The organism is Helicobacter felis ATCC 49179 (genome assembly GCF_000200595.1).
GTDB classification, from domain to species: Bacteria; Campylobacterota; Campylobacteria; order Campylobacterales; family Helicobacteraceae; genus Helicobacter; species Helicobacter felis.
In genome coordinates this window covers 1422849-1447517 of record NC_014810.2, presented here as the reverse complement: position 1 = coordinate 1447517, position 24669 = coordinate 1422849, and the positions used below count along the sequence as shown (strand labels likewise).

The window sequence follows — 24669 nt, the reverse complement described above, 5'->3', positions numbered from 1 at the left end:
CTCAACTTTCCTTGGCCACTAGAAAATCAATTTGCATTTGGACGCACACTGAGAGATCGTAAACTTTGCGCTTGAGAATCAAAAAGAAAGAATAGGCAGGGATGGCAGTTAAAATGCCTCCAGCAGTGGCTACCAATGCCTTAGAGATAACAGGGGCTATCACATCAAAAGAAACTTGCGCCCCCAAACGCCCAAAGGCATCTAAAATCTCCACCACAGTGCCAAAGAGACCAATAAAGGGGGCTGTAGAGGCAATAATACTGAGCAAGACAAGCCCAGTTGTATTGCTTTGAAGGACTTGACTTTTCCATATTAAAAGAAGCTCTTTAGAAAAACGCCCCGTGCTCTCAAAAAGCTTTATGCTCAACATGCTTTGATTGCCTGCCATCAAAGCTTCTAGTGCATGTTGCTCTTTAAGGATATTGGTTTTTATGGAAACATATTTGTAAAAAAATACCCACAGGGTGAGAATAAAATACAAGGAAAGGAGGGCCAATACAGCCAAAGTGGTCAGGCCACTCTCAGAGATAAAATTTTGCAAAGATTCCACGCTTACCTTAAACCCCTTGTTTCGATCCGTGCGATTACACTAGAAATGGCGAGACGATCAGAGGTGGCATCTTCTAAGAGTTTTTTAGCCTTGTAAACTTCATCATCTCCCTTGATAAAAACTGCCCCATCGGCCAAAATATCCACACTGCTATGTCTGACCTCCACATAACCCCAACTAATGGCAATCAAGCTACTCTCATGATTGCGTTCAATCTCAATCACCCCACTCTTAAGTAGGGAAACCAAGTTACTATGCCCCTCTAAAACCCCAAATTCGCCCTCAATTCCGGGTAAAGTGAGGCGATCCACGCTCCCAGAAAAAATTGAACCCTGAGGCACCACAATACTGACAAGCAATCCCATATCTTCCCTTTAAGAGGCGTTTTTCTTATCCTTGCTCTCGCCCTTCATTTTTTCGTATTTCTCTATAACTTCCTGAATATTGCCGACCATATAAAAGGCATTTTCTGGAATTTCGTCATATTTACCCTCTAAGATTCCTCCAAAACCTTCTAAAGTCTCTTGGAGGGTAACATATTTGCCCGGACTGCCTGTAAACACCTCGGCCACAAAGAAAGGTTGAGAGAGGAATTTTTCTACTTTACGGGCGCGTTCTACAATTTTTTTATCTTCTTCAGAGAGTTCATCCATCCCCAAAATAGCGATGATATCTTGCAGGTCTTTATATTTTTGTAAGATTTGTTGGATGCCAGTAGCCACTCTGTAATGTTCATCTCCGATCACCTGAGGGTCTAAAATCCTAGAGGTTGAATCGAGGGGGTCTACAGCCGGATAGATCCCCTTTTCAGCAATTTTACGATTGAGCACGGTGGTTGCGTCCAAGTGGGCAAACACAGAGGCGGGGGCGGGGTCTGTCAAGTCATCGGCAGGCACATACACCGCTTGCACAGAGGTGATAGAACCGTTTTTGGTCGAGGTGATGCGCTCTTGGAGTTTTCCCATCTCGCTTGCTAAAGTGGGTTGATAACCTACCGCTGAGGGGATACGCCCCAAAAGAGCGGACATTTCAGCACCTGATTGGGCGTATCTAAAGATGTTATCAATAAACATCAAAATGTCCAAGCCTTTTTCATCGCGAAAATACTCTGCCATTGTCAAACCTGTAAAGGCAATGCGATTCCTTGCCCCTGGGGGTTCATTCATTTGCCCATAACACAGAGCTACCTTATCTAGCACGCCCCCCTCTTTCATTTCATGGTAAAGGTCATTCCCCTCTCTGGTGCGCTCGCCCACGCCCGCGAAGACAGAATAACCGCTGTGTTTATAGGCGACATTGTGAATCAACTCCATAATGATCACGGTTTTACCCACTCCAGCACCCCCAAAGAGTCCCACTTTTCCCCCTTTAGAATAGGGAGCTAGCAGATCAACCACCTTGATACCGGTTTCAAACATCTCTGTTTTAGTGCTCTGTTGCTCAAAAGAAGGAGCTGCGCGATGAATGGGCCAAGTTGTAGGGGCTTTGAGAGGCTCTTGATTATCGATCACCTCTCCGACAACATTAAAGATACGCCCTAAAACTTCCTCACCTACGGGCACTTCGATCATTTTACCCCGAGCAACCACCTTTTGCCCTCGTGTGAGTCCCTCTGTCATATCCATCGCAATAGTGCGCACACGATTATCTCCCAAGTGGGCAGCCACCTCTAGAACGAGGTTCTTAGATTCCCCATCAAACTCATAATCTACATCCAAAGCCTCATAAATAGCGGGCAGATAATCTTCAAACTCCACATCCACCACAGGGCCCATAATCTGTACAATTTTTCCTTCCATAGTTCTCCTTTATTTGATCGCTTCCACACCAGCATTGATTTCAACAAGCTCAGTTGTGATCGCCTCTTGACGCGCTTTGTTATAAGAAATTGTAAGAGTGCGGACTAAATCAGCTGCGTTATTAGTAGCCGTATCCATGGCCTGCATTCTGGCACTATGTTCAGCCGCCAAAGAATCTAAAAGCGCGTAGTACATATTAAAGTCAATAAACTTCTTTGCTAACGCATCTAAAATAATCCCCTCTTCATCATCAGGTTCAACCACAATACCATCTTGCTCTTGCATGGCTTTTTGTGCAAAATCTAAGGGCAACACTTGTTGCATGCGTAGTTCTTGAGAGATCATATTTTTAAATCCATTGTGCACAATGAGCACGCTATCTGTAAGGCCATTTAGGTAGTCTTGGACAGCTTTATCAATAAACGCGCTTGCTCTTTCATAGTCAGGTGCAGAGCTCAAATCTGTAGCCTTATCCAAAAGATCAACACCATTATAAGTGAAGTAAGCCACACCCTTTTTTCCAATCCCTCGTAAACGCACCTTAATCCCTTGTGTGCGGTAGAGATTGATATAGCGCAAGACTTCCTTGATGGTGGTCATATTAAACCCCCCACAAAGACCCTTATCAGCAGTTACAAAAATGATATCAATTTTCTGAATAGTGTTCCGCTCTAAATCCGCAAAATACTTACTCTCAATACCCTTGACATTACGCGCTTTAATTTTGGCGCAAATATCTCCCACCACTTCATTAAGTTTTTGAGCAAAAACCCGAGATCGTTTGGCCACCTCTTCGGTTTTTTTAAGCTTGGAAGTGGAAACTAATTTCATCGCACGGGTTGTTTTTTGGGTGTTTTTAACACTGGCGATTTTTTTACGGATATCTTTAAGACTTGCGCCCATCTTAAAAACCTAGTTTAAATTCTTCAATAGCGGTTTTGAGCATCGCCTCTAAATCTTTATCGAGGGCTTTTTTCGTGCGGATATCTTCTAAGATATTGGGATATTTGGACTCTAAAAAGGGATATAACCTCTCTTCAAAAGAAACCACTTTGTTGGCAGCCACATCGTCCAAAAAGCCCTTAACGCCCGCATAGATCATTACAATCTGTTTTTCAATAGGCAAAGGAGAATAGGGAGGTTGCTTGAGAACTTCCACCATGCGTTGTCCGCGCTCTAATTGTTTACGGCTTGCCTCATCCAAATCAGAAGCAAACTGAGAAAAGGCTTGCAGTTCGCGGTATTGAGCCAAGTCTAGGCGCAAAGTGCCGGCAACTTGTTTTGTGCCCTTGATCTGGGCCGCCCCGCCCACCCTAGAAACAGACAGACCCACATTGATAGCTGGGCGAATACCTGAATAAAATAAGTCTGTTTCTAAAAAAATCTGCCCATCTGTAATAGAGATCACATTAGTAGGGATGTAGGCAGAAACATCGCCCGCTTGGGTTTCAATGATGGGTAGAGCGGTTAGGGAGCCTGCACCCTTTTCATCGCTCATTTTTGCGGCGCGCTCTAGCAATCTTGAGTGGATATAAAACACATCTCCGGGAAAAGCTTCGCGTCCCGGAGGTCGTCTTAAAATTAGAGAAATTTCCCGATAAGCGACCGCATGCTTGCTCAAATCATCGTAAATAATGAGGGCATGACGACCATGATCGCGGAAATACTCCCCAATAGTTACACCAGCATAGGGGGCAAGATATTGCATTGCAGGAGAAGTAGAAGCAGGAGCATTAACAACCACGCTATATTCCATTGCGCCATATTCCTCTAGTTTGCGCACCACTTGCGCTACAGTAGATTCCTTTTGTCCAATGGCGACATAAATACAGATGACATCTTGGCCTTTTTGATTGATAATGGTGTCAATCGCCACAGTGGTTTTACCTGTTTGCTTATCTCCAATAATCAACTCTCTTTGCCCACGGCCAATAGGGACAAGCGCATCGATGGCCTTAATACCGGTCTGCAAGGGTTCATGCACGGATTTACGATCCATAATCCCGGGAGCCTTTTGTTCTACAAATCTAAATTCATCGGCTCGAATCGCTCCCTTGCCATCGATGGGTTCACCTAAAGTATTGATCACGCGCCCCATCACGGCATCGCCCACTGGCACTTTCATAAGTTGTTTGGTGCGTTTAACTGAAGTGCCCTCTTTGATATTCTTGCCCGCTCCAAGAACAATCACCCCAATACTGCCCTCTTCTAAGTTGGAGGCCAAACCTTTATCGCCGGTCTCAAACTCCACAACCTCATAAGACATGACATCTTTTAGTCCGTAAACCTTAGCCACACCATCGGCATAAGCAACCACTCGACCAACCTGAGTAATGTTGATGTCGGGAGTAAAATTTTCAATTCTCTCTTTGATAATATTGCTAATCTCTTCAGGCTTTAATTTTAACACGCGCTCTCCTTATAATATTAAATCGCTTCCATAATGTGGTGTTTGAGTTGATGAAAAAAACGCTCTTTGCAGAAAGCCACTTCTACACCCAAATCCGGAATCTCTAATTTAATGCCTTCGTGCTGGACTAACACGCTTTCTAGCTCTAGGGTGATATTCAGATGTTTGGCCACTTGTTTTTCTAAAACTTCTAGCTTTTCTACTGCTTGATCACAATAAAGGTAACCTTTATAAACATTGCGTTGGTGTTGCGTCCATGCATAAAGTTCTTGATAAATATCAGGGATAATCATTAAGCGTTTGTGTTCGCCAAGAAGTTCTAAAAAACGCACCAAACGCTCATCTTTATCCTCCAATCTCTCGCATAAAAAGGCTTGTTTATAGCTGTTGGGATAATAGGGAGATTCCAAAAATTCTACAAAATCAGCACAGGTATAGAGAGATTTCAAGCTTCCCAGAACTTCAAGAAGGTGTTCTAAATTGCCCGTAAAACTCTCTCTGAGCGCGCGCGCATATTTCTTAGCAACAAGATTCATCCTGCAGCCTTTTCTAAAAGATGTATATAGGTGGGAGTTTCGAAGTTAACTTGATCGGAGGCAAAAAGTTTGTCAAGCATTTCGTCTATAACGGCTTGCTGGATTTTTAAAGTCTCTTTATCCTTCTTATCCTGTTGGTCTTTGAGTAATTTTTCAATCACACTCTTAGATTGTTGCTCGTATTTTTGGGCCAGTAAAAAAGCTTCCTGTTTGGCGTTAGAAACAATTTGGCTAGCTTCCTGTTTGGCCACTTCTAAAGCTTTAAGCGCATTTTCTTTCTCACTTTTAATTGCCTGGAGCTGTTCTTGCAGAATACTAAGATTATTAGCGATTTTTGCGCGCCTATCTTCTAACACGCGTTTTAATGGAGTGCTAATGGCATACCACACTATCCCCACAAATAAGAGAAAATTAACGCTCCTAAGCACGATATCTGTATGTGCGACCCCATGCGCTTCAGATCCCCAACACACCCCTGCAAACAAAAAACCAAATAAGAGTAACCGCATCAGACCATCCTAAATTTGAGTTATTTTTTGCTTTAAAGATGCCTCTAGGAGTGGCAAGTTTTGAGACAATTCTAGAGCAAGATCACTTTTACTATCCTTTAAGTTTTGGATGAAGACCTCTAGCTCTTTATTCAATGCTTCTTCTTTTTGGGCAACGACATTTTCATAGTCGCTTTTAGCTTTGTGCAAGGCCACTTGGAGAATCTCATGCGCCTGAGCGCGGGCTTGCTTGAGTTGTATTTTAGCTTCCTCTTGCAGAACAACAATCTCGCGATTTGTCTGATCGACAAAAGAGCTATCTTGCTCCATAGCTTTTTTGCGCGCATCCATATTGGCAAGGATGGGCTTATAAACCCACACATGAGAGAGCCACATAAGGACCAAGAAGCTCACAAAAACAACCGACATCAAATATATATTGATGGAAATATCCATACGCCTCCCTTAAAAATCGCTATCTTAACAAAGCTTTGCTTAAATCACCTAGCCTCATAGTAAACCCTATCTCCAATTTGCAGTCCTCCATCCTCCAATATTCGAGCTTGATCCAAAAATACTTTGATGCCATTATGATGGAAGTAATGCCCCCGATGGTGCGCACTAAATTCTGAGCGATAGGCCTGAATAACCTCTTGCCATTTTAAACGCGCCTCCACTTGCGCTAAAAACACTTCCAAAAGCGGCCTTTTATCTAAAGCTCCCAATGCGCCATAATGAGCATCTTGCAAGTTAAGACCGATCCCACAAATCAAGTTTTCATGCACGATTTGAGTCATAATGCCTCCTACTTTGCATGTCCCCTTGTAAAGATCGTTGGGCCATTTGAGCCACACTTCCTGACCTAAAGTTTGTAAACTTTGCTTAAAGAGAAATCCAAAATACACACTCCAACTTTGTCTAGGCACATCCCTAGCAAGCGCACTCAAAGCGATTGCAAAAGAGAAGGTTAAGCCCTCTTGCACAGAATCCCATGCACAGCCCCGACTACCCACTCCAGCACTTTGTTTTTCAGCCACCACACATAAGGGCAAGTCCACAAGTCTGCATTTAACTTGTTCTACTAGGTAGAGTTGGGTAGAAGGGAGGGTTTCAAAAGTTACAATTTGCATCAATTGAGAATAGCTCCGGGTTTTAGACGCTTCCCGCTCAAATAGGTTTTAGCGCTCAAACGCGCCTTTCCGGGTGCTTGCAAACTTGCAATCTTTAATGTGCCTTGAGCGCAACCCACAAACACAGCTTCTCCCTCAAGAGCTAGAATATGGCCCGGTGTGTGGACTTTTTCTGTTTCTATAAGTTCTACATCTAATAACTTAAGACCACTGGCTAGAAAAATCCCCGGCCATGGGTAATAGGCCAAAGATTTTAAAAAAACCCTTTTCGCGCTTGTGAAGTCAACTAAGCCTGCCTGTTTGGTGATTTTGGTGCAATAGGTAGCTTGGCTATGATCTTGAGGAATGGGTTTTAGAGGGCGGCGCAAAATATCAGCTAGCAATTTAGCTCCCAAAGGGGCTAGCATCGCCCCTAGCTCTTGAACATTGACATAGCGATCTCTGTGCAAGCATGCCGAGCCTAAAATATCCCCTGCATCCATTTGGGAGCTCATTTTAATCACGCTCACTCCAAAGGTGGGCAAGTCGTTTAAAATCATCTCTTGCATGGGCGATGCGCCTCTGAATTGGGGTAAAAGTGATCCGTGTAAATTTAGGCATGGAGCTAGATCAAGGAAAGATTGGGGCAAAATTTTGCCATAAGCCACCACAATAATAGCATCCGGCTTAAGAGTATGCAGAGTGTGCCATGTGGAGTCGTCTAATTTTTTAGGTTCGAATATGGGGATGTCAGGGCGCACGCTCTGTAAAAACTCCTTAGTAGCGGCGTGTTTGAGCTCCTTTTGACGGCCAAAAGGCTTACTAGGTTGTGTGAAAAGGGCAAGAATTTCAAATTTTTCATCTAACAAGTGAGACAAGACAATCTGGGCAAAGGGGGGAGTTCCCATAAATACTAACCGCATGCAACTTCTCATAAAGTTTAAAGAGGATCGCCCCTCCTCAGATGACTAAGGCACATAAGAAGCTAGGCTACTCTGCTGTGTTCCCACCCTGAAGCGTTGTCCTAACATCTCATTGCATAGGTCTAAGAAGAGGCTTCCTAACTTTAGTGGATTTTTTCTTACATTCTGATAAAATGATATTGAGGAGATTTTGTGAGATCGTTGCATTTTTTATACTTGTTTTTTGCCATTTTCTTATCTATAGGTTGTACAGGTCATCGATCGGAGTTTGAATATTTTACTAAGGCCTATTACACCCCTTTGAGCATGCAGAATGCCTACGATTTTGCTAGCAAGATGAGTCGTGAGGATCGCAAAGACGGGTCTTTATGGGATTTACAAAGAGGCGTGAGCGCGCTGATGCTAGGGCAATATCAAAACTCCATCAAAGCGCTTAATTCAGCTGAAGATCAATTCAACCGCTACATCAATCTCTTTACAAAATCTATGGGAAATGTGGGAGCAGTATTGGTCAATGACAATGTTAAAACCTATACTGGAAGTATTTATGAGAGCGTGTTGATGAATTATTATAAGGCCATCGATTACCTCTTGCTACAGGATAAAAAAGACGCGCGCGTAGAATTTAACCGCGCCAATGATAGGCAAAGGCGCGCTAAAGAGTTCTACCACAAGCAGATCGAAAAAGCCGTAGAAAAAATGCGCCATGAAGGTTCTTCAAAATTGAGTGAAGGCACTTCAGAATCCAAAGTTAACGAGGTGTTGAGCGAAAATTATTCGAACTTGGATCGCTTTACCGCTTATAATAATTTGATTAACCCTGCCGTGTCGTATCTCTCAGGATTATTCTTTTCATTGGATAACGACCCTTCTAAGGGGATTGATTATCTCAAAGAAGCCTATGGGATGAGTCATTCCATCACGATAGGTGAGGATGTCTTATTTTTTCAAGACCCCACTAAGCAAAAGTTCACCTGGATTTTTATTGAGGATGGAAAACAAGCTAGCAAACAAGAATTTAAAATTAGTCTCCCTGTCCCTCTCCCAGATGGGATTTATGCCGTAAGTTTAGCATTGCCACAACTTGTAGATGGAGTAGATTTTCACCCTAGTTTTGATTTGCAAGCAGGAAGACACCATAAAAGATTTGAACAATTAGTGATGCTGGATGGGTTGATTGGAAGCGAGTTTAAAAAACAGCTCCCCTATGTGCTCACTCGTGCGATCACCTCAGCAGTGTTAAAAGTGGGCTTAGAAGCCGTTTCTAACCAATTTTTGGGCGTTTTGGGCGGTCTTTTTTCTTCTATCTATGCTGAGGCGAGCACTTCAGCAGATATTAGAATGCCTAGCGTGTTTCCCCGTAGAATTTACTTCGCACGCACCAACAATGTTGCCAAGCGACAAGTAGATATTCGATCTCAGGGGCAAAGCCTCTTCAAATTCACTTTTCAATTTTGCCACCCCAATACCCCACTTCCACCCAACACGCTTTGCTCCAACAAGCACAATATCCTCTATATCCGCAGTTTCTACTACAATAACATTGTCAGGGCACTTTGGTAAAGAATTATGTTAGAATCCACCAAAAAGGAGTTTTTATGTTGACTAAAAGCATGCGCCTTGCCTTAGTGTTTGCCCCTCTCTTGCTTGGAGCTACACCTCCAGCTTGGTATCAAAATTTTAATGGCAACCCCTCAGCATATTTTTATGGATATGGCTCAGGCGAGACCAAACAGGCAGCCAAAGAACGAGCTCTTAATGATCTGGCAAGCAGTATTGTCGTAAGTGTTTCTTCGACAACAAGTAGTCAAACAACTCGTGTGAACAAGACTCTTGATAAGCGTTCTTCTCAAAATATCAACCTAGTTGTCGATTCGATCAAATTTGTCAATGTTAAGGTAGACAAACAAGAATGCGCGCAGAACATTTGTTACACCCGCTTAAAACTTGAGAAGAATATGTTTTTAGACACTTTGGCAAAGCGTTACAACAATTTGTATAATAATCTGAGCGCATTGCACCCCCTAGAAGGTTGTAGAGGTATTTTCCTCAAAGAGATGCAAAAACTTGTAGTGGGTGTCAATAAGGCTCTACCCTTGCAAGAGTTGCTGAATGCTTATGGCCGCAATGTCGCCTCTTTAACTCCCTATCAAAATCTTCTCAAAGAGAATAGTCCTCACCCAAAGGCGCGTATCATCTACGCTCCTGGTTCTGATGAAGAGATTGCCGATGCGCTCACAGGGCAATACGCTCGCTTTGTCCAACAAGATGATGGACCCGGTCTTTATAGCATTGAAAACAAGATTTATCAGAGCAGTTCTAACGGGCAGTTCCACATTGGGCTTAATCTTAAAATTAAAAATTGTCAGGGCAATATCATTTACTCGAAATTGCTCAGTGCCGATCAATCTAGCCGTAGCGCAGCTATTGAGCGCATCAAGGCGCAGGCATTCAAGCAACTTAGAAATTACCAACAAGGTGTAGGAGCGGGCACAGCAGATGTTAATTCCAATAAGATCGATTTTTAAACAGGGGGGTCTTTCCAACTAATCTTTTTGCCTAGCAGAGTTTTTGTATGGAGGATGTGGTTAGCATGGGCGTTATGGCGGCTGTTTTCTTGGTGGTGGATATGATAGGCTAGCGCGCTAAAGCGTAACTTTTTAGCTTCTCCGCCATTAAAGAGAAAACGCGTTACAAACTCGCTGTCTTCACCACCCCAACCGATAAACCCCTCATGGAAACCTTCTATGGCATCAAAATCTGCCTTGCTAAAACTCATGTTTGCGCTTCTTACCCATTTAATCCCATCGCGCCAAATTTTAGCCTTATCCAACAATTTGCGTTGGTATGTTCGGCAAGCGACCAGCCTAGCAAACAAAAGTGAGCGGAAATTTTTCCATGAACGCTTGTTATAAGCTAGCCTAAAATTCATGTTCTCAAGCAAAAAAGCACTCTCTTGGGCATTGAGCGTGATTCGAGTGCCTTGCAGTAAAAGTTTAGGGCGCGCAAAATAGAGATGATCGTAAATAAACATAGGAGAGAGAATCATATCTGTGTCAACAATAATGATATATTCTGAGTGCGCCTCTTTAATCGCATTATTGCGACTCTTGGCCGCCCTAAAGCCCAAATCCTCTTGCCAAATATGTTTTAGGGGCAAAGATTTTTCTTGGAAGAGAGGTTGGTAGTTTTGAACTAAAGATCGGGTCGATTCTGTGCTACCATCATCAGCAATCAACACCTCATTGGGTAAACATGTCAAATGGAGCACGGAATCTAACACCATGGATAAGCGCGCTTCTTGGTTATAGGTGGTGATCACAAGTGCGACAGAAGAAAAATAAGTTTTCTTGAATACCAAAGGTGTATCCATGCTAGTGCCTTTCCATCAATGATCGCCAATTATAAGGAAAAAAGGCTATAATGGACTGAATGTTATTTTTGAAAAGGTTGGTATGGAAGAGTTAGGATCTTTGGGGAGTAGCGAATCTGAAGAATTTAAAAGATACATGGATGCCTACATGCATGAAGAGAGCGAAGCAGAACTCAAAGGTGCGCTCAAAGAGGGCATGGTTGTTTCCATTAATGAGGCTGAAAATTATGCGATGGTCAGTGTTGGGGGCAAGACAGAAGGACGGCTTGCTTTAGAGGAGATTAGAGACACTGAGGGTAGACTTCTCTTTGGTGTAAATAGCCCTATCCGCGTCTATGTTTCTCAAAGAGGCGAGAGACCTCATGTGTCCTACAAGCGCGCGTTAGTTTTTGAGAGAGTGCAGGCTAAAATCGCGCAACTGGGTCAGGATTATAAAGATAAGGTCATTGAAGGTAAGGTGGTGCGTGAGAATAGAGGAAATTATATTCTTGCTGATAAAGAAGGGGCGGAGTATATTTTGCCTAAATCTCAATCTTCTCTACGCCGTGATAGTAAACCCATTGGCAAGCATATTCGGACTTGTGTAACCAATGTTGATCCTGAAGTTGGTTCTATCGTGGTTTCTAGAAAGCGTTTTTTTGATGTTCATGATAAACAACAGCATGAAGGCGCACAAAAACTCATGGAGTCCCAAGCTGTTCACACCGGTGTTGTGAAAAGCGTAACAGGCTTTGGGATTTTTGTAGAGGTCAATGGAGTGGAGGGCTTGGTGCACTACAGCGAGATCACTCATAGAGGCTCAACCAACCCCGCCAAACATTTCAGAGAAGGCGATGAGGTGCAAGTAAAAGCTATCGCTTATGACCCGGAGAAAAAACGCCTCTCTCTTTCTATCAAGGCCACAATGGAAGATCCTTGGGAGGAGATCCAAACCAAGTTAAAAGTCGGTTACGCCATTAAAGTTGTGGTGAGCAGTATTGAAAATTACGGCGTGTTTGTGGACATTGGGAATGATATTGAGGGCTTTTTACATATCTCTGAAATTTCTTGGAATAAAGATGTCAAGCACCCCGGGGATTATCTCTCTGTAGATCAAGAAATTGATGTCAAAATCATTGAAATTGACAGTAAAAACCGCCGTCTTAGAGTTTCGCTCAAACAGCTTTCTGATAAGCCTTTTAACGAGTTTGTGTCCAAGCATCGGGTTGGGGACCTTGTTGAGGGCAAAGTGGTGAGCCTTACAGATTTTGGAGCCTTTGTAAACTTGGGGGGCGTGGATGGTCTTCTGCACAACAAAGATGCGTTTTGGGAGGCGGATAAAAAATGCGTGGATCATTTCAAAGTAGGCGATACCGTGCAAGCTAAGATTGCTCGCATCAATAAAGAGGATGAGAAAATCTCTTTGGAAACTAAATCTAAACAACCCTCGCCTGTGGAAATTTTTAACAGACAATACAAGGTTGGTGATACGATCCAGGGTAGTGTGGTGAGCATTAAAGATTTTGGAATTTTTGTGCAAGTGGATGGAATTGATGTGCTCATTAAGACTGAAGATCTAGGCCCACTGAAAAAAGAAGAGATACAAATGGGACAGGATGTGAGTAGTGTTCTGATCTCCGTTGACAAGGCTACAAATAGAGTGCGCGCTTCTGTGCGCCGCTTGGAACACAAGCGCGAGCGCGAACAATTGCAAGCCTTCAATGCCACTGGAGGGAGAATGACATTAGGAGATAAACTTAGCGGAAAATTCTAGTGTGTAGGTGATGAAGAAGCAATACTTCAGGTTTGTGGTTTTTCTTGCCGTGTTGGGGGTGGTGCTCTTGGTGGTGGTAGACATTGGGCGTAAGATTTATGTTAATCATCTCAAGTCTGCTCCTCCTCAAACACAAATTCTTGATCGAATCGATTCCGATCTGATGCCACCAACTTCTTCAAACCCTCCAAGCTCTCAAGTTGATAAGTTAGAGGAGGCTACGGATTTTAATTACCCCACTTTTCAGAGCCGTTTTACTTTGGAGTTTCGTAGCCATCCCCCTGTACAAAAATTACGCGTGCAAAATTTGGACAGCTACCAGCTTTTTTGTTTGAATGAAATTCTTAAAACTAGACATATTGATTTTGCTACAGACACAAAAGGGCGGGCCACAACTCTTATTATCTATCTTCCCAGAACCCCTATACGCCAAGCCCTCCTCAATGATCTTAGTTACTACAAAATTCCCTATAAACTTGATTAAGGATACCTATGCCCAAAATTGCCATTTGTGATCCCATACACCAACGAGGCCTAGATCTGTTGCACCAACAGGCAGATTTAGAGGTCTTAGACCTCTCAAGTGCCGAAAAATCCACCCTGCCTCAAGCCATCAAAGAAGTCGATGCTCTCATCACAAGGAGCATGACCCCAGTAAATGCCCACTTACTAACCCATGCCACAAAACTTAAGGCCATCGTGCGTGCAGGAGTTGGGGTGGATAATGTTGATGTGCCTTATTGCTCACAAAAAGGTATTGTAGTGATGAATGTTCCTACAGCTAACACCATAGCTGCTGTGGAGCTCACTATGGCACACATGTTAAACGCTGTGCGTCGTTTTCCCGGGGCAAACAAACAACTCAAGCAAGACAGGCTTTGGAGGCGGGAGGATTGGTATGGCACAGAACTTTTTGGCAAGAAGCTAGGAATTATTGGCTTTGGCAATATTGGCTCAAGAGTTGGAGTTAGAGCTCTTGCCTTTGGTATGGAGGTTTGCGCTTATGATCCCTATATTCCCAAATCTAAAGCTACGGACTTGGGTGTGCGCTATACTAAGGATTTTAAAGATATTTTAGATTGCGACATTATCACCATCCACACACCTAAAAATAAAGAGACCATTGATATCATTGATAAAGAACAAATCGCTCAAATGAAAGAGGGAGTGATTTTAATCAACTGCGCTAGAGGGGGGCTTTACAATGAAGAAGCTCTCTATGAAGCTCTAAAATCTCAAAAAGTGCGTTGGTTAGGTTTAGATGTTTTTAGCAAAGAACCGGGCACCAGTAATCCTCTTTTAGATTTAGAGAATGTCTATGTTACCCCACATATTGGGGCGAATACTTTAGAATCCCAAGAGCAAATCGCCCTACAAGCCGTCCAAGCAACAATCCAAGCTCTTAAAGGAAGTAGCTACCCCAACGCCTTAAATATCCCCATACAGGATGATATTGCTCCCTACGCCAAACCCTATTTACAACTCGCCCAACAGCTTGGTTTCTTTTGCGCCCAAGTGCATAAGGGAGCGTGGAGCGCGCTAGAACTCACCTTGGCCGGTTCTATTTGCGAATACGGCAATTCTTTACTTACCTTTGCGCTCATGGGGTTGTTAAAACCCACACTCGGAGATAAGATCAATTATGTCAATGCCCCCTTTATTGCCAAAGAGCGCCAAATTCATTTAAGCACTAAAACCCTAGAGAACGCGACCCCCTATACAAACCTCATCACCTTGCAACTCAGCGCGCCAGATTACAGCACACATATCAGTGCAACCGTCTTTAGCGAGGATATTTTAAAAATCACCAATATCGATGGTTTTGAAATGGATATTCAACCCCAAGGCACGATGATTCTATTTAAAAACACCGACAAACCCGGTGTGATCGGTAATGTCGGGCACACCCTAGCCAAGCACGGCATCAATATTGCTGACTTTAGATTAGGGCGTAATGCCAAAAAAGAAGCCCTAGCTGTGATTTTGGTTGATACCCCCATTAACTCGGCAATTTTACACGACCTGCAAGAAGTCCCTCATTGTCTAGGCGTGTCCTTGGTTTCCATCTAATTGCAAGAACTCGTTGAAAAACTTAAAGAGCGAGGGGTTTTGCGTGTAGTAGACACGCCCCTAGACATTTATTTAGAAATCCCTCATATTGCTTACATTGAGGCAAAAAAGCCCAAAGGGGGGCAGGCTTTATTATTCACACAACCCAAAAGAGGCGGCACGCTCTTAGATATTCCCATCTTAATGAATCTCTTTGGCTCACAAGATCGCCTAGAGTTTATCATCAACCGCCCCATTACAAGTTGTCAAGCACAACTAGAGAATCTATTAAATCTACAAAAGCCTAAGAACTTGAAAAATTTTATCTGCTTGGTCAAAAATCTTTGCAATTTGCGTTTTAGTTTGCCTAAAATTTGCAAGAACCCTCCACCAAGAGAGATTTTTAGGGGCGATCAAGTGGATTTAAATAAATTGCCTATTTTAACCACTTGGCAAGATGACGCTGCCCCCTTCATCACGATGGGACAAATTTACACCAAAAGTCTAGACAATAAACACCACAATCTAGGACTTTATCGCTTACAAGTGCATGGCAAAAACCGCTTAGGGTTGCACTGGCAAATCCACAAAGATGCGAACCATTTTTTCCACGCCTATAAAAAAGCTGGGGTAAAGATGCCCGTGAGTGTAGCTATTGGTGGGGACGCGCTCTATACTTGGTGTGGGCAAGCACCCTTACCTTATGGGGTTTTTGAGTTAGCTCTCTATGGTTTGATTAGGGGCAAACGGGCCACACTCGCCCCATGTGTGAGCAATCCGCTATGTGTGCCTATAGATGCAGATATTATCTTAGAAGGATGGGTAGATACGAGTCATTTAGAGATTGAGGGTCCCTTTGGGGATCACACGGGTTTTTACACCCCCAAAGAGCCCTATCCCGTGCTAGAAGTGAGCGCGATCAGCCTTAAGCCAAATCCTATTTATCTAGCTACCATCGTGGGCAAGCCCCCCTTAGAGGATAAATACATGGGCTATTTCACTGAGAGGCTGTTTTTGCCCTTGCTCAAAAAGAGTGCGCATGGACTTATGGATTATCACATGCCTGAAAATGGAGTCTTTCATAATTTAATTCTAGCCCAAATCAACCCAAGCTACCCTGGACATGCCCACCAAATTATGCACCATTTTTGGGGCACGGGGCAGATGAGTTTTGTCAAACATGCTATTTTTGTTGGTCCTAATGCGCCAAAACTCACCGATTACCCTGCGATTTTTACCCATATTTTAGATCACTTGGATTTGAGTCAAAGCCTGCTTTCTCAAGGTGTGTGCGATGCGCTCGATCACGCTAGTCCAAACTACGCCTTTGGGGGTAAGTTGGGTTTAGTCGCCCTAGAGCCTAGCCCACATCCTAAAATTCCCTTAGAGAGCCCTGAACTTTTAAAACGCCTCAAAGACTTGCTTCCCCAAGTGCAAAATTTGCAACAATACGGACTTGAGAGCAAAAACCCTATGGCGATAGTGAGCGTGGCCAAAAGCGTCCCCCTTGTTCCTCTTTTTAAAGATCTGCAAGTCTTAGCCCCCCATATCAGTGCTTTAATCTTTGTGGATAGCTCTAAAAACGATCTCAATAATCCCTATATGCTTGTATGGCGCATTGTCAATAATATAGATGCAAGTAGGGATATTTGGCTAGACCCTCCCTTAATTTGCATCGATGCGACCGATAAAGGCGCGCTAGAGGGACATTTAAGAGAATGGCCTAAAGAGACTGATTGCACCCTCAGCGTGCTTGAGGAGCTGGCCACAAAAGGACTTATCCCTCCCTTGAGCGACCCACTCTATCATAAATACCATATCTATAACTCCCCGAAAGGTGAAAATGGAACTTAAAAAACGCCTTGAAAATTTATTGCAATGCATAGAAAAAGCCCGCCTAGCCTACAGCCGTCATCACATCGTGCAATTAATCGCCGTGTCTAAAAACGCCACAATTGAGCAAGTGCAAGGGCTGTATGCTTGTGGACAAAGAGCTTTTGGGGAGAACTATATCCAAGAGTTGCAACACAAGAGCACAACTTTAGAAAATCTACCCCTAGAGTGGCACATGTTAGGTCCTCTGCAACACAATAAAATCAATAAACTTTTAGAATTAAAGCCCGCTTTATTGCATAGTTTGCACTCTTTAGAATTGGCGCAAGCCATCAATACTCGGGCCAAAGAACCTCTAAAAGCTTTATTGCAGGTGAATATTGCCGGTGAAACACAAAAGAGTGGCGTTTCTGCAGAACGCGCCCTAGAAATTTATGCTCAAATCCAAGAAACTTGCCCTAAAATTTCTTTACAAGGTTTGATGGTGATAGGTCCACTAGGAGGCATGGAAGCCCAAAATGAGAAAGTCTTTAGCCAAGCAAAAAATCTTTTTGACAAACTCCCTGATGCGAAAGTTCTCTCCATGGGCATGAGTGGGGATTTTGAACTCGCTATTGCCTATGGGGCAAATTTAGTGCGCATAGGCAGTCTTCTGTTTGCGCGTTAAACAATCTCCTAAAAATCAATTTTATGCTATTCTAATGGCATGCAAACCATGTTCGATCGCCGTATTGTTATCCACTTTGATTTCCTGTTATTATTCTTTCTGCTCCCCCTTATGGGGGTTTCCTTCTTTTTAATCTATGAGGCTAATTCTACTTTAAGTCTTAAGCAGGCGTTTTATTTTGGGATTGGTTTTGTGGTCTTTTGGTCTGTCTTTTTTATTCCCTTTAGGCGTTTGGATCGGAGTTTCCATTTCCTCTATTGGTTTTGTATTCTTTTGTTGCTGTTGGTCAATTTTGCAGGCACGAGCAAACTAGGCGCGCAACGCTGGTTGACCATTCCAGACACTTCTATTTCCATACAACCTAGCGAACCGGTTAAGATCGCTATCTTGCTGTTACTGGCCCATTTGATCCGCAGCAATCCGCCTCCTAATGGAGGTTATGGATGGAAGGCTTTTGGTAAATTTAGCTTATATATTGGACTTCCTTGCCTACTCATTTTAAAGCAGCCGGATTTGGGCACAGCCTTAGTGATTTTGATCATGGGTTTTGGGGTGCTTTTCTTGGTGGGGGTGCATATCAAAATTTGGCTTACGATCATTTTGGCAGGGGCGATCGCCTCCCCCCTCATTTATAGCTCTTTGCATGATTACCAAAAAAAACGCATCCATGACTTCATCGCCGAAAAGCCTAATTACCATGTGCGTCAATCCATTATCGCCATTGGATCGGGAGGGTTCTTGGGAAAATCTCAAGAGGAATCCACGCAGGCAAAGCTTAAATTTCTCCCCATTGCTACGAGTGATTTTATCTTTGCTTATTTTGTAGAGAGGTTTGGCTTTTTGGGGGCTTTTGTGCTTTTGAGTTTTTATATGTTCTTTGTGATGCATTTCCTCTCTTATTTTTCAAGCGATCCTAGAGATCATTTTTTGCAGGCAGTTACCGCTGGGATTGCCATTCTTATTTTTGTCTATGCGAGTGTCAATGTGGCGATGACTTTAGGGTTAGCCCCTGTGGTAGGGTTGCCCCTGCCTTTGTTTAGCTATGGGGGAAGTAGTTTTATCACTTTCATCGCGCTTTTTGGAGTCTTTGAGCATCTACTTGCATTTAAATTTGGTTTTGGTTATAATCCTGCGCATTCTAAAAAAAGGGGATTCTTAGCTCAGCTGGTTAGAGCACTCGGCTCATAACCGATTGGTCGTAGGTTCAAGTCCTACAGAATCCACCAGCCTTCAAGGTTTTTAATGCAAATCGCCCCCAGTCTTCTAAGCGCGGATTTTATGCGCCTCCAAGAGAGTTTACACCCCCTGCAACAAGCCGATTTTTTTCATATTGATGTGATGGATGGGCATTTTGTGCCCAATCTCACTTTTGGGCCATGTGTGCTCAAAAATTTAAAACAATATTATAATACGCCCTTAGATGTGCATTTAATGGTAGAAAATCCCCTCTTTTTTATCGATCTCTACAAAGATTTACAGCCTGCTTTTATCACTCTGCACATAGAAAATACCCCACATTTGCACAGAAGCGTGCATTACATCAAGAGTTTGGGAATCAAGGCAGGCTTAAGTCTTAATCCAGCCACTTCCCTAGAGGGTTTGGACTACATCATTCAAGATTTAGATTTAGTGCTCTTGATGAGTGTTAATCCGGGATTTGGAGGGCAAAAATTTTTACCCCTCGTATTGGATAAACTCCAAGCTTTCAAAAAGCGTTTTCCCAACTATCAAGGTGTGCTTGAGGTAGATGGGGGTATTAATCTCCAAAATGCGTCCCTTTTAGCTTCTTGTGGGGCCAATTTACTCGTGGTGGGGAGTTATCTTTTTAACCACCAAGACCCCAAAAACGCCCTTTTAGAGCTACAAGCGATTAGTTAAACTCTAGCATTCCGCGCTATAATACGCCATGCTTGATTGGTTAGTGTGGATGCAGGGTCAGAATATCACAGGGTTTTGGCTTCTCTTTGTGCGCATTGCTGGGGTATTAGCTTTTTTTCCTTTTTTTGATAATAACCTTGTGCCCCTCTCTGTGCGGGGTGCGTTGGGATTTTTTCTAACTTTGGTTTTTTACCCCACCATTCCCCACGCGCCCCTGCATTTGAACACGGAGGGTTTTTTGATCGCCCTGCTTTCAGAATTGCTCTTAGGACTGTGCGCCTCATTTTTCCTACACCTTGTTTTTAGCACCCTTGCCTTTGCTACAGACACCATTAGCTTTTCTATGGGTTTGACGATGGCTAGTGCCTACGATCCCATCTCAGGCGCGCAAAAGGCGATTGTAGGGCAGGTGGTCTTACTCCTAGCCATTTTAATTATGCTCCAAACCTCCATACACCACTTTATTATTTTATGGGTGCAACATAGTTTAGCTAAAGTGCCTCTGGGGAGTTTTGTTTTTTCTGCGGATGTAGTCAAGGCTAGCGTTAAAGCCTTTGCGTATTTGTTTAGTATCGGTTTTAGCATGGCTTTTCCCATTTTGGCGATCATTATGTTAAGCGATGTGGTTTTTGGGATGATTATGAAAACCCACCCTCAATTTAATCTATTGGCGATCGGTTTTCCTTTGAAAATTGCTATCGCGCTTATGGGACTAATCATGATTTTGGGCTCAATGATGCACCGCTTTAAAGACACGCTGTTACAAGCTTTTCAAACCCTCTCTACTTTATTTTAAAGGAGTCCTATGTCTGCTAAAAGTTTTAATGTGGCGCTTGCCTTGAGTTTGGATTTAGTCAAAGGCACACCCCAACAAGAGGAAATCCCCTTAGAATCTAGCTTAAATAGAGTGCTGGCCCAAAGTGTGGCCGCACTAGAACCCCTGCCCAAAGCCACAAATTCGGCGATGGATGGCTTTGCGCTCAAATGTGAGGATTTGGGCAAACCCTTAGAGATCGCTCATACCATTTATGCCGGGCAAAGTGTGGAGGGGATAGAAGTCCAAAAAGGGCAGTGCGCTAAGATTATGACAGGCGCGTTAGTGCCTGCGGGTGTAGATTTAGTTGTGCCTTTTGAGGCAATGGATTTTTGTAATCATACGCGCGCCCAAGCCCCTGCACAAGGGTTTAAAAAAGGGGCAAATATCCGTCTTCAAGGAGAGGATATTCTCAAAGATGAGCTGATTGCCCATGCTGGGCAGAGGATTCACGCTGGGTTGATTGCCCTGCTAGCCTCTCAAGGCATCACGCATGTTAGAGTTTTTAAACCTCTTAAAATTGCGATCTTTAGTAGTGGAGATGAAGTGGTCGCTTTGGGCACAAAGGCTAAAGATCATCAAATTTATGATAGCAACGCTCCCATGCTTGTTTCTTTGCTTAAAAGTTATGGGCATGAGGCCACACATGTCGGCAAGCTTAAAGATGATTTGCACGCCCAACAAGAGATGATGGAAAATTGGAAAGATTATGATGTTGTGGTGAGCAGTGCGGGGGTGAGCGTAGGAGATAAGGATTACTTCAAAGACGCGTTGCTACAAAAGGGAGCGACTATCCACTACCATGGGGTTAATCTCAAGCCCGGTAAACCCATCATGCTAGCAAGTTTTGCCAACACGCCTAGGCCCACCTTTGTCTTTGGTATGCCCGGTAACCCCGTGAGCTGTATGCTCACTTGTTTAACCCTTGTTTTGCCCATGTTAGAAAAGCTTGCCGGATCGAATGCGCAGAGCACCCTATTAGAATTGCCTTTAAGCACACCCTTATATTTCAAGGGTGAGCGTCTGCATTTAGTGTTAGGGCGCGTTGAAAAAGGGGTTTTTGTGCCCTACAGGGGGGGGCGTTATGGATCGGGAGCGATCGATGCTTTAGGGGCTTGCCACGCGCTGGCATTGATTGCCCCGGGCGTTTTAGAGGTCAAAGATAAGGTAGAGGTTTTGCTCTACCAACGCTTTTTATAAGAGTTGAAACCCATAGGTGAGAGTGAACATCAAATGGCTACGATTGGAGTCAATATTGCGGGGCAGGCGGGGGGCCCAGTTATTGGTTTCAGGGTCCCATGAACCGCATTGATTCGTGCCAACAAAGCCAAAGCCAAAACAATAGCCCTTTTTGGTGATATTGTTGTAATACTCAAGCTTGAGATCAAACTCTAAATTATAACGGCTCAAAAAGTAGCTTAAAAACAGGGCGACACTTTGCTCATCAGCGCGCGGGGAGGTTGTGAGTCGGCCTAAAACTTTCCAATGAAACCCCCGGTAATGTGAGCCAAAATATAAAAAGCCATTGAGCGCGTCCGCGCCTACAATGTTGTTAATTTCGGCATCGTAAATCGTGTTGGTCCACATATTGTAACCGAGTGGGTCGCCATAAATGCCAATGTCCCCATTGGCATTACCAATATTCTTATAAATGCTCCCCCCAAACTGCCACTTATTGTAATAAAAACGCGAGCGGAACATTAAAGTTTGGGCGGCCTTGCCCATCTTTTCTTGCCCAAATAAGATCATGTCATAGCCCCGCCCAGAGGGAGGGAAAAAGGGGAAAAGCCCTACAAAAGTCCCCACCCATCTAAAGCCCTTATCTCTAAAATTGGGGTTAGTGTCATAAGTAACATTGATCCCGGGGGCATACATTCTATTAAAGATGGCATAAAAATAGGGGTTAACTTTCCAATGATTTTTTTTATAAGCCACTTCGGCAATCATGAGAGGCTGGCCACTGGTGTAGTAACGCCCATAGGGCCAAAACCAGTCGCTAGAGGCAGAGGCGCGCGCGTCTGAATACAGAATGCGGAATTTTGTGTCTTTGTATTTGGCGTAAGCTTCTACGCCCTGACTAAAAGAGGTGAACCAGTCATAATCAGATAGTTCGTAACGCCCGCCCTTGATCCCAAAAATGCCCTTGTAGTCGTAACTCAAATAGGCGTTGTGCACCATCGCGTATCGGGGTTTTTGCACATCTTGGCCACTATGCCCGGCATACCAGCCAATATATTCCCAGAAGATCCCCCCACTATGTTCGTAATAATCTCCCGGCCCTCCGGCTTGCCCGGGTTGGATATTATTACCTTGATGGCTTGTGGAGTCGTAGGGCAAACCTGCCATCATCGCCCCCACCTCCGCGCGCAAGCCTTTATAAATATCCATGCTGACATTTAATTCTGCAAGCAAAGAAGTATAGCTACCGGTGGGGTAGATGAATTTAGAGGGTTGGTATTTTTTATTGTTAAACCCAATTTGGGTAAAGGAGCTTAGTTTGCCCGTCAGGCTCAAGTCAAAAGCTGCGGCGTGTCCTAGAAAAGCACATAAAAAGCCCAAAGAAATAAAAAATAGTCTGCGTGTGATGGGAATGCCCTTAATCGATTTGGATCAGTGAGGCGATTATAGCTAAATTGCCCCGTTTTTAAGCACGGGGCGGCTTATTAGAAGCTGTAACTAATATGAGTCATCAAGTGGCTACGATCTTGCCAAACCGTCTTGCCAACACCGCCCACATTGGCGTAGTTTTGCGCAAAAGAGTCAGAGGAGAAAACACCTGTAGTCATATTGAAAGGTTGTCCATAACTGCTTAAGAAGCCTACGCCGGGGTTGTAACCCGCATTAATACCAGCATAGAACCATTCAAGCTTGATTCCTGCCTTTACATGCTTACCAAATTGGTAATTCAAATACAAGGCTAGAGCTTGCGCTGTGGTGCGTGGAGCGTGGGTAAAGCGTTCGGCTAGCTCCCAATCAAAGTTACCATAAACACCCCCGCCTTTCCAATACACTGTAACAGCGTCAGCGGCGGTGATGTTGTTGATACTCGCAAACCCTAGACCATAGATACTTCCAGTCCATTGTTCCACACCATCGATCGCCACTGGGTTACCATAGGTTCCGATGTTGGGGTTAGGGTTACCGATATTGAGATAAATCCCAAAAGAAGTGTTGTGGTTATTGATATCAAAGCGTTGTTTAAAAAGCAAGGTCGCCCCCCCGGGTCCTTGATAGCCGTCCCAGCCACAACTACCTGTTTGCGCGCGATTCACGACATTACAGGTCCCACTGTAAAGACCCCAAGTATCCCAGGTGTTATAGCGCGCTAGCCCATAACGCCCAACATGCCCAATACCCGGAACATAGTCATTTTTCCACTGGTAAACATACATGGCATAGAATGTAGTTTGCGATCTAAACCCGCTCCCCGCAAATTCAGGGTTGGTGTCGTAGTGAAACTTGACCTCAGGAGCGGTGAACACCTGTGGGGAGAACCATACATGGGGGTGGATAGAGAAATGCTTATTGACTTGGTAGATCAAGCCGATCTTATGCTCACCCCAAGGCTTCTCGCGGTAGATAGGGAACATCCATTGCCCATCAGCAATACCACGGCCCCAGGAGCTGAAAACTTGAAGTTTGACTTTAGAGTGTAGCTTAAAGAGCCCATAAAAACCCTGCGTGAGTTGGTAGAACCAGTCGATGTCTTCAACTTGTGTGGTGTCATAACGCCCTAAGATCATCCACACTTTGTCGCTTTTATACTGAATATTGGCCTTGTAAACTTCATAGGGCCGTGATTGTCCGGGGGAGTAAGCGTAAGCGGGGTAGTAGTTAGGAAACAAGCCATTCCACTCACCCATAAACATATAACCTATCCCCCTAGGATCAGCAATGCCTCCAGGAACTCCCGTATTGGCATATTTTCCACCATCTAAAATAGAGCCACAACCCCATTTACCACCACAGGAGTTTTTTTGCTGCTCCCACACCTCCAAATATGTCTTTCCTGCATACTGCCCCTGTGTTATTTTAGTGCTTGCTGCATCCTGTATAAGATTTTTAGAATAGCGATCGTAACGGGTGCCATCATAGGGCATGCCTCCTAGTGCGCCCCCAATGCTCACACTCCAACCCTTGCCCAAATGCATGGTGCTTTCTAATTTACCGGTGAGCTCTACAAAGGTTCCGGTAGGGTAAAGCCCCTTGACCGGGTTGATGGGATTATTATTAAAACCCACCTTAGAGAAGTTGATCAAGTCGCCATGCACTTCATAGGTTATTGCGTCTAAAGCGCACAGCCCCAAAGATGAGGAGGCAAAAAGGGCAGGAATGAGCCTGCCAAGTCCCATCCTGGAACTCCGCGTGTAACTCTTCTTTGATTTCTCCATACTAAAAAATTCTCCTTTTATCATGCAATAAATGGGGGATTTGACACCCAATCTAGTGTATCGATTTTAGTATTTTTTTTCTTAAAAAAAGGCTTA

24 protein-coding genes, 1 tRNA gene and 1 other RNA gene are annotated in these 24669 nt (G+C 43.9%); 12 read left to right on the top strand and 14 right to left on the bottom strand.

Features of this window, described 5'->3' with window-relative positions; translation table 11 throughout:
* Position 1: 1 nt before the first annotated feature.
* From HFELIS_RS07330 to ffs, 11 genes are all read right to left on the bottom strand, one after another.
* A complete protein-coding gene (locus HFELIS_RS07330; protein ID WP_013469915.1) occupies positions 2 to 550 on the bottom strand; it encodes a MotA/TolQ/ExbB proton channel family protein in 549 nt (182 codons plus the stop codon).
* Between the two features lie 2 nt (positions 551 to 552).
* Complete coding sequence (gene atpC, locus HFELIS_RS07325) at positions 553 to 915, bottom strand: ATP synthase F1 subunit epsilon (protein ID WP_013469914.1); 363 nt, start codon at positions 913 to 915, stop codon at positions 553 to 555.
* A 9-nt stretch (positions 916 to 924) separates the two neighbouring features.
* Positions 925 to 2349: a F0F1 ATP synthase subunit beta gene (atpD, locus tag HFELIS_RS07320; RefSeq protein WP_013469913.1), complete on the bottom strand. Its 1425-nt coding sequence runs from the start codon at positions 2347 to 2349 to the stop codon at positions 925 to 927.
* Between the two features lie 9 nt (positions 2350 to 2358).
* On the bottom strand, positions 2359 to 3252 hold the full coding sequence (atpG, locus tag HFELIS_RS07315; RefSeq protein WP_013469912.1) for an ATP synthase F1 subunit gamma: 894 nt from the start codon (positions 3250 to 3252) through the stop codon (positions 2359 to 2361).
* A 1-nt stretch (position 3253) separates the two neighbouring features.
* Complete coding sequence (gene atpA, locus HFELIS_RS07310; RefSeq protein ID WP_013469911.1) at positions 3254 to 4759, bottom strand: F0F1 ATP synthase subunit alpha; 1506 nt, start codon at positions 4757 to 4759, stop codon at positions 3254 to 3256.
* A gap of 17 nt (positions 4760 to 4776) precedes the next feature.
* Positions 4777 to 5295: a F0F1 ATP synthase subunit delta gene (locus tag HFELIS_RS07305; protein ID WP_013469910.1), complete on the bottom strand. Its 519-nt coding sequence runs from the start codon at positions 5293 to 5295 to the stop codon at positions 4777 to 4779.
* On the bottom strand, positions 5292 to 5804 hold the full coding sequence (locus HFELIS_RS07300) for a F0F1 ATP synthase subunit B family protein (RefSeq protein WP_013469909.1): 513 nt from the start codon (positions 5802 to 5804) through the stop codon (positions 5292 to 5294). The genes HFELIS_RS07305 and HFELIS_RS07300 overlap by 4 nt, the downstream gene beginning before the upstream one ends.
* Positions 5805 to 5813: 9 nt before the next feature.
* A complete protein-coding gene (locus HFELIS_RS07295) occupies positions 5814 to 6239 on the bottom strand; it encodes a F0F1 ATP synthase subunit B family protein (RefSeq protein WP_013469908.1) in 426 nt (141 codons plus the stop codon).
* A gap of 44 nt (positions 6240 to 6283) precedes the next feature.
* The gene (locus HFELIS_RS07290) at positions 6284 to 6913 is read right to left on the bottom strand and encodes a biotin--[acetyl-CoA-carboxylase] ligase (RefSeq protein WP_013469907.1); all 630 of its coding nucleotides are present in this window, start codon (positions 6911 to 6913) and stop codon (positions 6284 to 6286) included.
* On the bottom strand, positions 6913 to 7815 hold the full coding sequence (gene fmt, locus HFELIS_RS07285) for a methionyl-tRNA formyltransferase (protein WP_013469906.1): 903 nt from the start codon (positions 7813 to 7815) through the stop codon (positions 6913 to 6915). The genes HFELIS_RS07290 and fmt overlap by 1 nt, the downstream gene beginning before the upstream one ends.
* 31 nt (positions 7816 to 7846) lie before the next feature.
* An RNA gene (ffs, locus tag HFELIS_RS08815) (signal recognition particle sRNA small type) lies at positions 7847 to 7944 on the bottom strand.
* Positions 7945 to 8007: 63 nt separating this feature from the next.
* Here ffs and HFELIS_RS07280 point away from each other — a divergent pair.
* Both HFELIS_RS07280 and HFELIS_RS07275 read left to right on the top strand, forming a co-directional pair.
* Positions 8008 to 9378, top strand: a complete 1371-nt coding sequence (locus HFELIS_RS07280; protein WP_013469905.1) for a COG3014 family protein — start codon at positions 8008 to 8010, stop codon at positions 9376 to 9378.
* A 35-nt stretch (positions 9379 to 9413) separates the two neighbouring features.
* Complete coding sequence (locus HFELIS_RS07275) at positions 9414 to 10343, top strand: LPP20 family lipoprotein (RefSeq protein ID WP_013469904.1); 930 nt, start codon at positions 9414 to 9416, stop codon at positions 10341 to 10343.
* Here HFELIS_RS07275 and HFELIS_RS07270 read toward each other — a convergent pair.
* Positions 10340 to 11188, bottom strand: a complete 849-nt coding sequence (locus HFELIS_RS07270) for a glycosyltransferase family 2 protein (protein ID WP_013469903.1) — start codon at positions 11186 to 11188, stop codon at positions 10340 to 10342. The genes HFELIS_RS07275 and HFELIS_RS07270 overlap by 4 nt on opposite strands.
* An 82-nt stretch (positions 11189 to 11270) precedes the next feature.
* Between HFELIS_RS07270 and HFELIS_RS07265 the strand changes: the two genes are divergently transcribed.
* The 10 genes from HFELIS_RS07265 (at position 11271) to HFELIS_RS07220 (ending at position 21382) form a co-directional block, all read left to right on the top strand.
* Entirely contained in the window at positions 11271 to 12941 is a 1671-nt protein-coding gene (locus HFELIS_RS07265) for a 30S ribosomal protein S1 (protein ID WP_013469902.1), read from the top strand.
* Between the two features lie 10 nt (positions 12942 to 12951).
* On the top strand, positions 12952 to 13425 hold the full coding sequence (locus HFELIS_RS08565) for a hypothetical protein (protein WP_013469901.1): 474 nt from the start codon (positions 12952 to 12954) through the stop codon (positions 13423 to 13425).
* Between the two features lie 8 nt (positions 13426 to 13433).
* Positions 13434 to 15011 (top strand): phosphoglycerate dehydrogenase, encoded by a 1578-nt coding sequence (serA, locus tag HFELIS_RS09130; protein ID WP_013469900.1) that lies wholly within the window; start codon positions 13434 to 13436, stop codon positions 15009 to 15011.
* Positions 15012 to 16844: a menaquinone biosynthesis decarboxylase gene (locus HFELIS_RS09125; protein ID WP_013469899.1), complete on the top strand. Its 1833-nt coding sequence runs from the start codon at positions 15012 to 15014 to the stop codon at positions 16842 to 16844.
* Positions 16834 to 17490 carry a YggS family pyridoxal phosphate-dependent enzyme gene (locus HFELIS_RS07245; protein WP_013469898.1) on the top strand — a complete coding sequence of 219 codons (657 nt, stop codon included), beginning with the start codon at positions 16834 to 16836 and terminating at the stop codon, positions 17488 to 17490. Before HFELIS_RS09125 ends, HFELIS_RS07245 begins: the two co-directional genes overlap by 11 nt.
* Positions 17491 to 17529: 39 nt before the next feature.
* Positions 17530 to 18678, top strand: coding sequence for an FtsW/RodA/SpoVE family cell cycle protein (locus tag HFELIS_RS08810; protein WP_013469897.1), 1149 nt, complete (start codon positions 17530 to 17532; stop codon positions 18676 to 18678).
* Positions 18640 to 18716 (top strand) — tRNA-Ile (locus HFELIS_RS07235). The genes HFELIS_RS08810 and HFELIS_RS07235 overlap by 39 nt, the downstream gene beginning before the upstream one ends.
* A 16-nt stretch (positions 18717 to 18732) precedes the next feature.
* A complete protein-coding gene (rpe, locus tag HFELIS_RS07230; RefSeq protein WP_013469896.1) occupies positions 18733 to 19368 on the top strand; it encodes a ribulose-phosphate 3-epimerase in 636 nt (211 codons plus the stop codon).
* A 28-nt stretch (positions 19369 to 19396) separates the two neighbouring features.
* Positions 19397 to 20164 (top strand): flagellar biosynthetic protein FliR, encoded by a 768-nt coding sequence (fliR, locus tag HFELIS_RS07225; RefSeq protein WP_013469895.1) that lies wholly within the window; start codon positions 19397 to 19399, stop codon positions 20162 to 20164.
* A 9-nt stretch (positions 20165 to 20173) separates the two neighbouring features.
* The gene (locus HFELIS_RS07220; RefSeq protein ID WP_013469894.1) at positions 20174 to 21382 is read left to right on the top strand and encodes a molybdopterin molybdotransferase MoeA; all 1209 of its coding nucleotides are present in this window, start codon (positions 20174 to 20176) and stop codon (positions 21380 to 21382) included.
* On the opposite strand, the gene HFELIS_RS07215 is transcribed toward HFELIS_RS07220, so the two are convergent.
* Together HFELIS_RS07215 and HFELIS_RS07210 are read right to left on the bottom strand one after the other, a co-directional pair.
* Positions 21377 to 22768, bottom strand: coding sequence for an outer membrane family protein (locus HFELIS_RS07215; protein WP_407918933.1), 1392 nt, complete (start codon positions 22766 to 22768; stop codon positions 21377 to 21379). The genes HFELIS_RS07220 and HFELIS_RS07215 overlap by 6 nt on opposite strands.
* Positions 22769 to 22845: 77 nt before the next feature.
* Positions 22846 to 24534, bottom strand: a complete 1689-nt coding sequence (locus tag HFELIS_RS07210) for an outer membrane family protein (protein ID WP_013469892.1) — start codon at positions 24532 to 24534, stop codon at positions 22846 to 22848.
* Positions 24535 to 24669: the final 135 nt, after the last annotated feature.

Coding starts and splice junctions, on each gene's coding strand:
- atpC (WP_013469914.1), bottom strand. CDS start 915: ATGGGATTGCTTGTCAGTATTGTGGTGCCTCAGGGTTCAATTTTTTCT.
- atpD (WP_013469913.1), bottom strand. CDS start 2,349: ATGGAAGGAAAAATTGTACAGATTATGGGCCCTGTGGTGGATGTGGAG.
- atpG (WP_013469912.1), bottom strand. CDS start 3,252: ATGGGCGCAAGTCTTAAAGATATCCGTAAAAAAATCGCCAGTGTTAAA.
- HFELIS_RS07305 (WP_013469910.1), bottom strand. CDS start 5,295: ATGAATCTTGTTGCTAAGAAATATGCGCGCGCGCTCAGAGAGAGTTTT.
- HFELIS_RS07300 (WP_013469909.1), bottom strand. CDS start 5,804: ATGCGGTTACTCTTATTTGGTTTTTTGTTTGCAGGGGTGTGTTGGGGA.
- HFELIS_RS07295 (WP_013469908.1), bottom strand. CDS start 6,239: ATGGATATTTCCATCAATATATATTTGATGTCGGTTGTTTTTGTGAGC.
- HFELIS_RS07290 (WP_013469907.1), bottom strand. CDS start 6,913: ATGCAAATTGTAACTTTTGAAACCCTCCCTTCTACCCAACTCTACCTA.
- fmt (WP_013469906.1), bottom strand. CDS start 7,815: ATGCGGTTAGTATTTATGGGAACTCCCCCCTTTGCCCAGATTGTCTTG.
- HFELIS_RS07275 (WP_013469904.1), top strand. CDS start 9,414: ATGTTGACTAAAAGCATGCGCCTTGCCTTAGTGTTTGCCCCTCTCTTG.
- HFELIS_RS07270 (WP_013469903.1), bottom strand. CDS start 11,188: ATGGATACACCTTTGGTATTCAAGAAAACTTATTTTTCTTCTGTCGCA.
- HFELIS_RS07265 (WP_013469902.1), top strand. CDS start 11,271: ATGGAAGAGTTAGGATCTTTGGGGAGTAGCGAATCTGAAGAATTTAAA.
- HFELIS_RS08565 (WP_013469901.1), top strand. CDS start 12,952: ATGAAGAAGCAATACTTCAGGTTTGTGGTTTTTCTTGCCGTGTTGGGG.
- serA (WP_013469900.1), top strand. CDS start 13,434: ATGCCCAAAATTGCCATTTGTGATCCCATACACCAACGAGGCCTAGAT.
- HFELIS_RS07245 (WP_013469898.1), top strand. CDS start 16,834: ATGGAACTTAAAAAACGCCTTGAAAATTTATTGCAATGCATAGAAAAA.
- HFELIS_RS08810 (WP_013469897.1), top strand. CDS start 17,530: ATGCAAACCATGTTCGATCGCCGTATTGTTATCCACTTTGATTTCCTG.
- rpe (WP_013469896.1), top strand. CDS start 18,733: ATGCAAATCGCCCCCAGTCTTCTAAGCGCGGATTTTATGCGCCTCCAA.
- fliR (WP_013469895.1), top strand. CDS start 19,397: ATGCTTGATTGGTTAGTGTGGATGCAGGGTCAGAATATCACAGGGTTT.
- HFELIS_RS07220 (WP_013469894.1), top strand. CDS start 20,174: ATGTCTGCTAAAAGTTTTAATGTGGCGCTTGCCTTGAGTTTGGATTTA.
- HFELIS_RS07210 (WP_013469892.1), bottom strand. CDS start 24,534: ATGGGACTTGGCAGGCTCATTCCTGCCCTTTTTGCCTCCTCATCTTTG.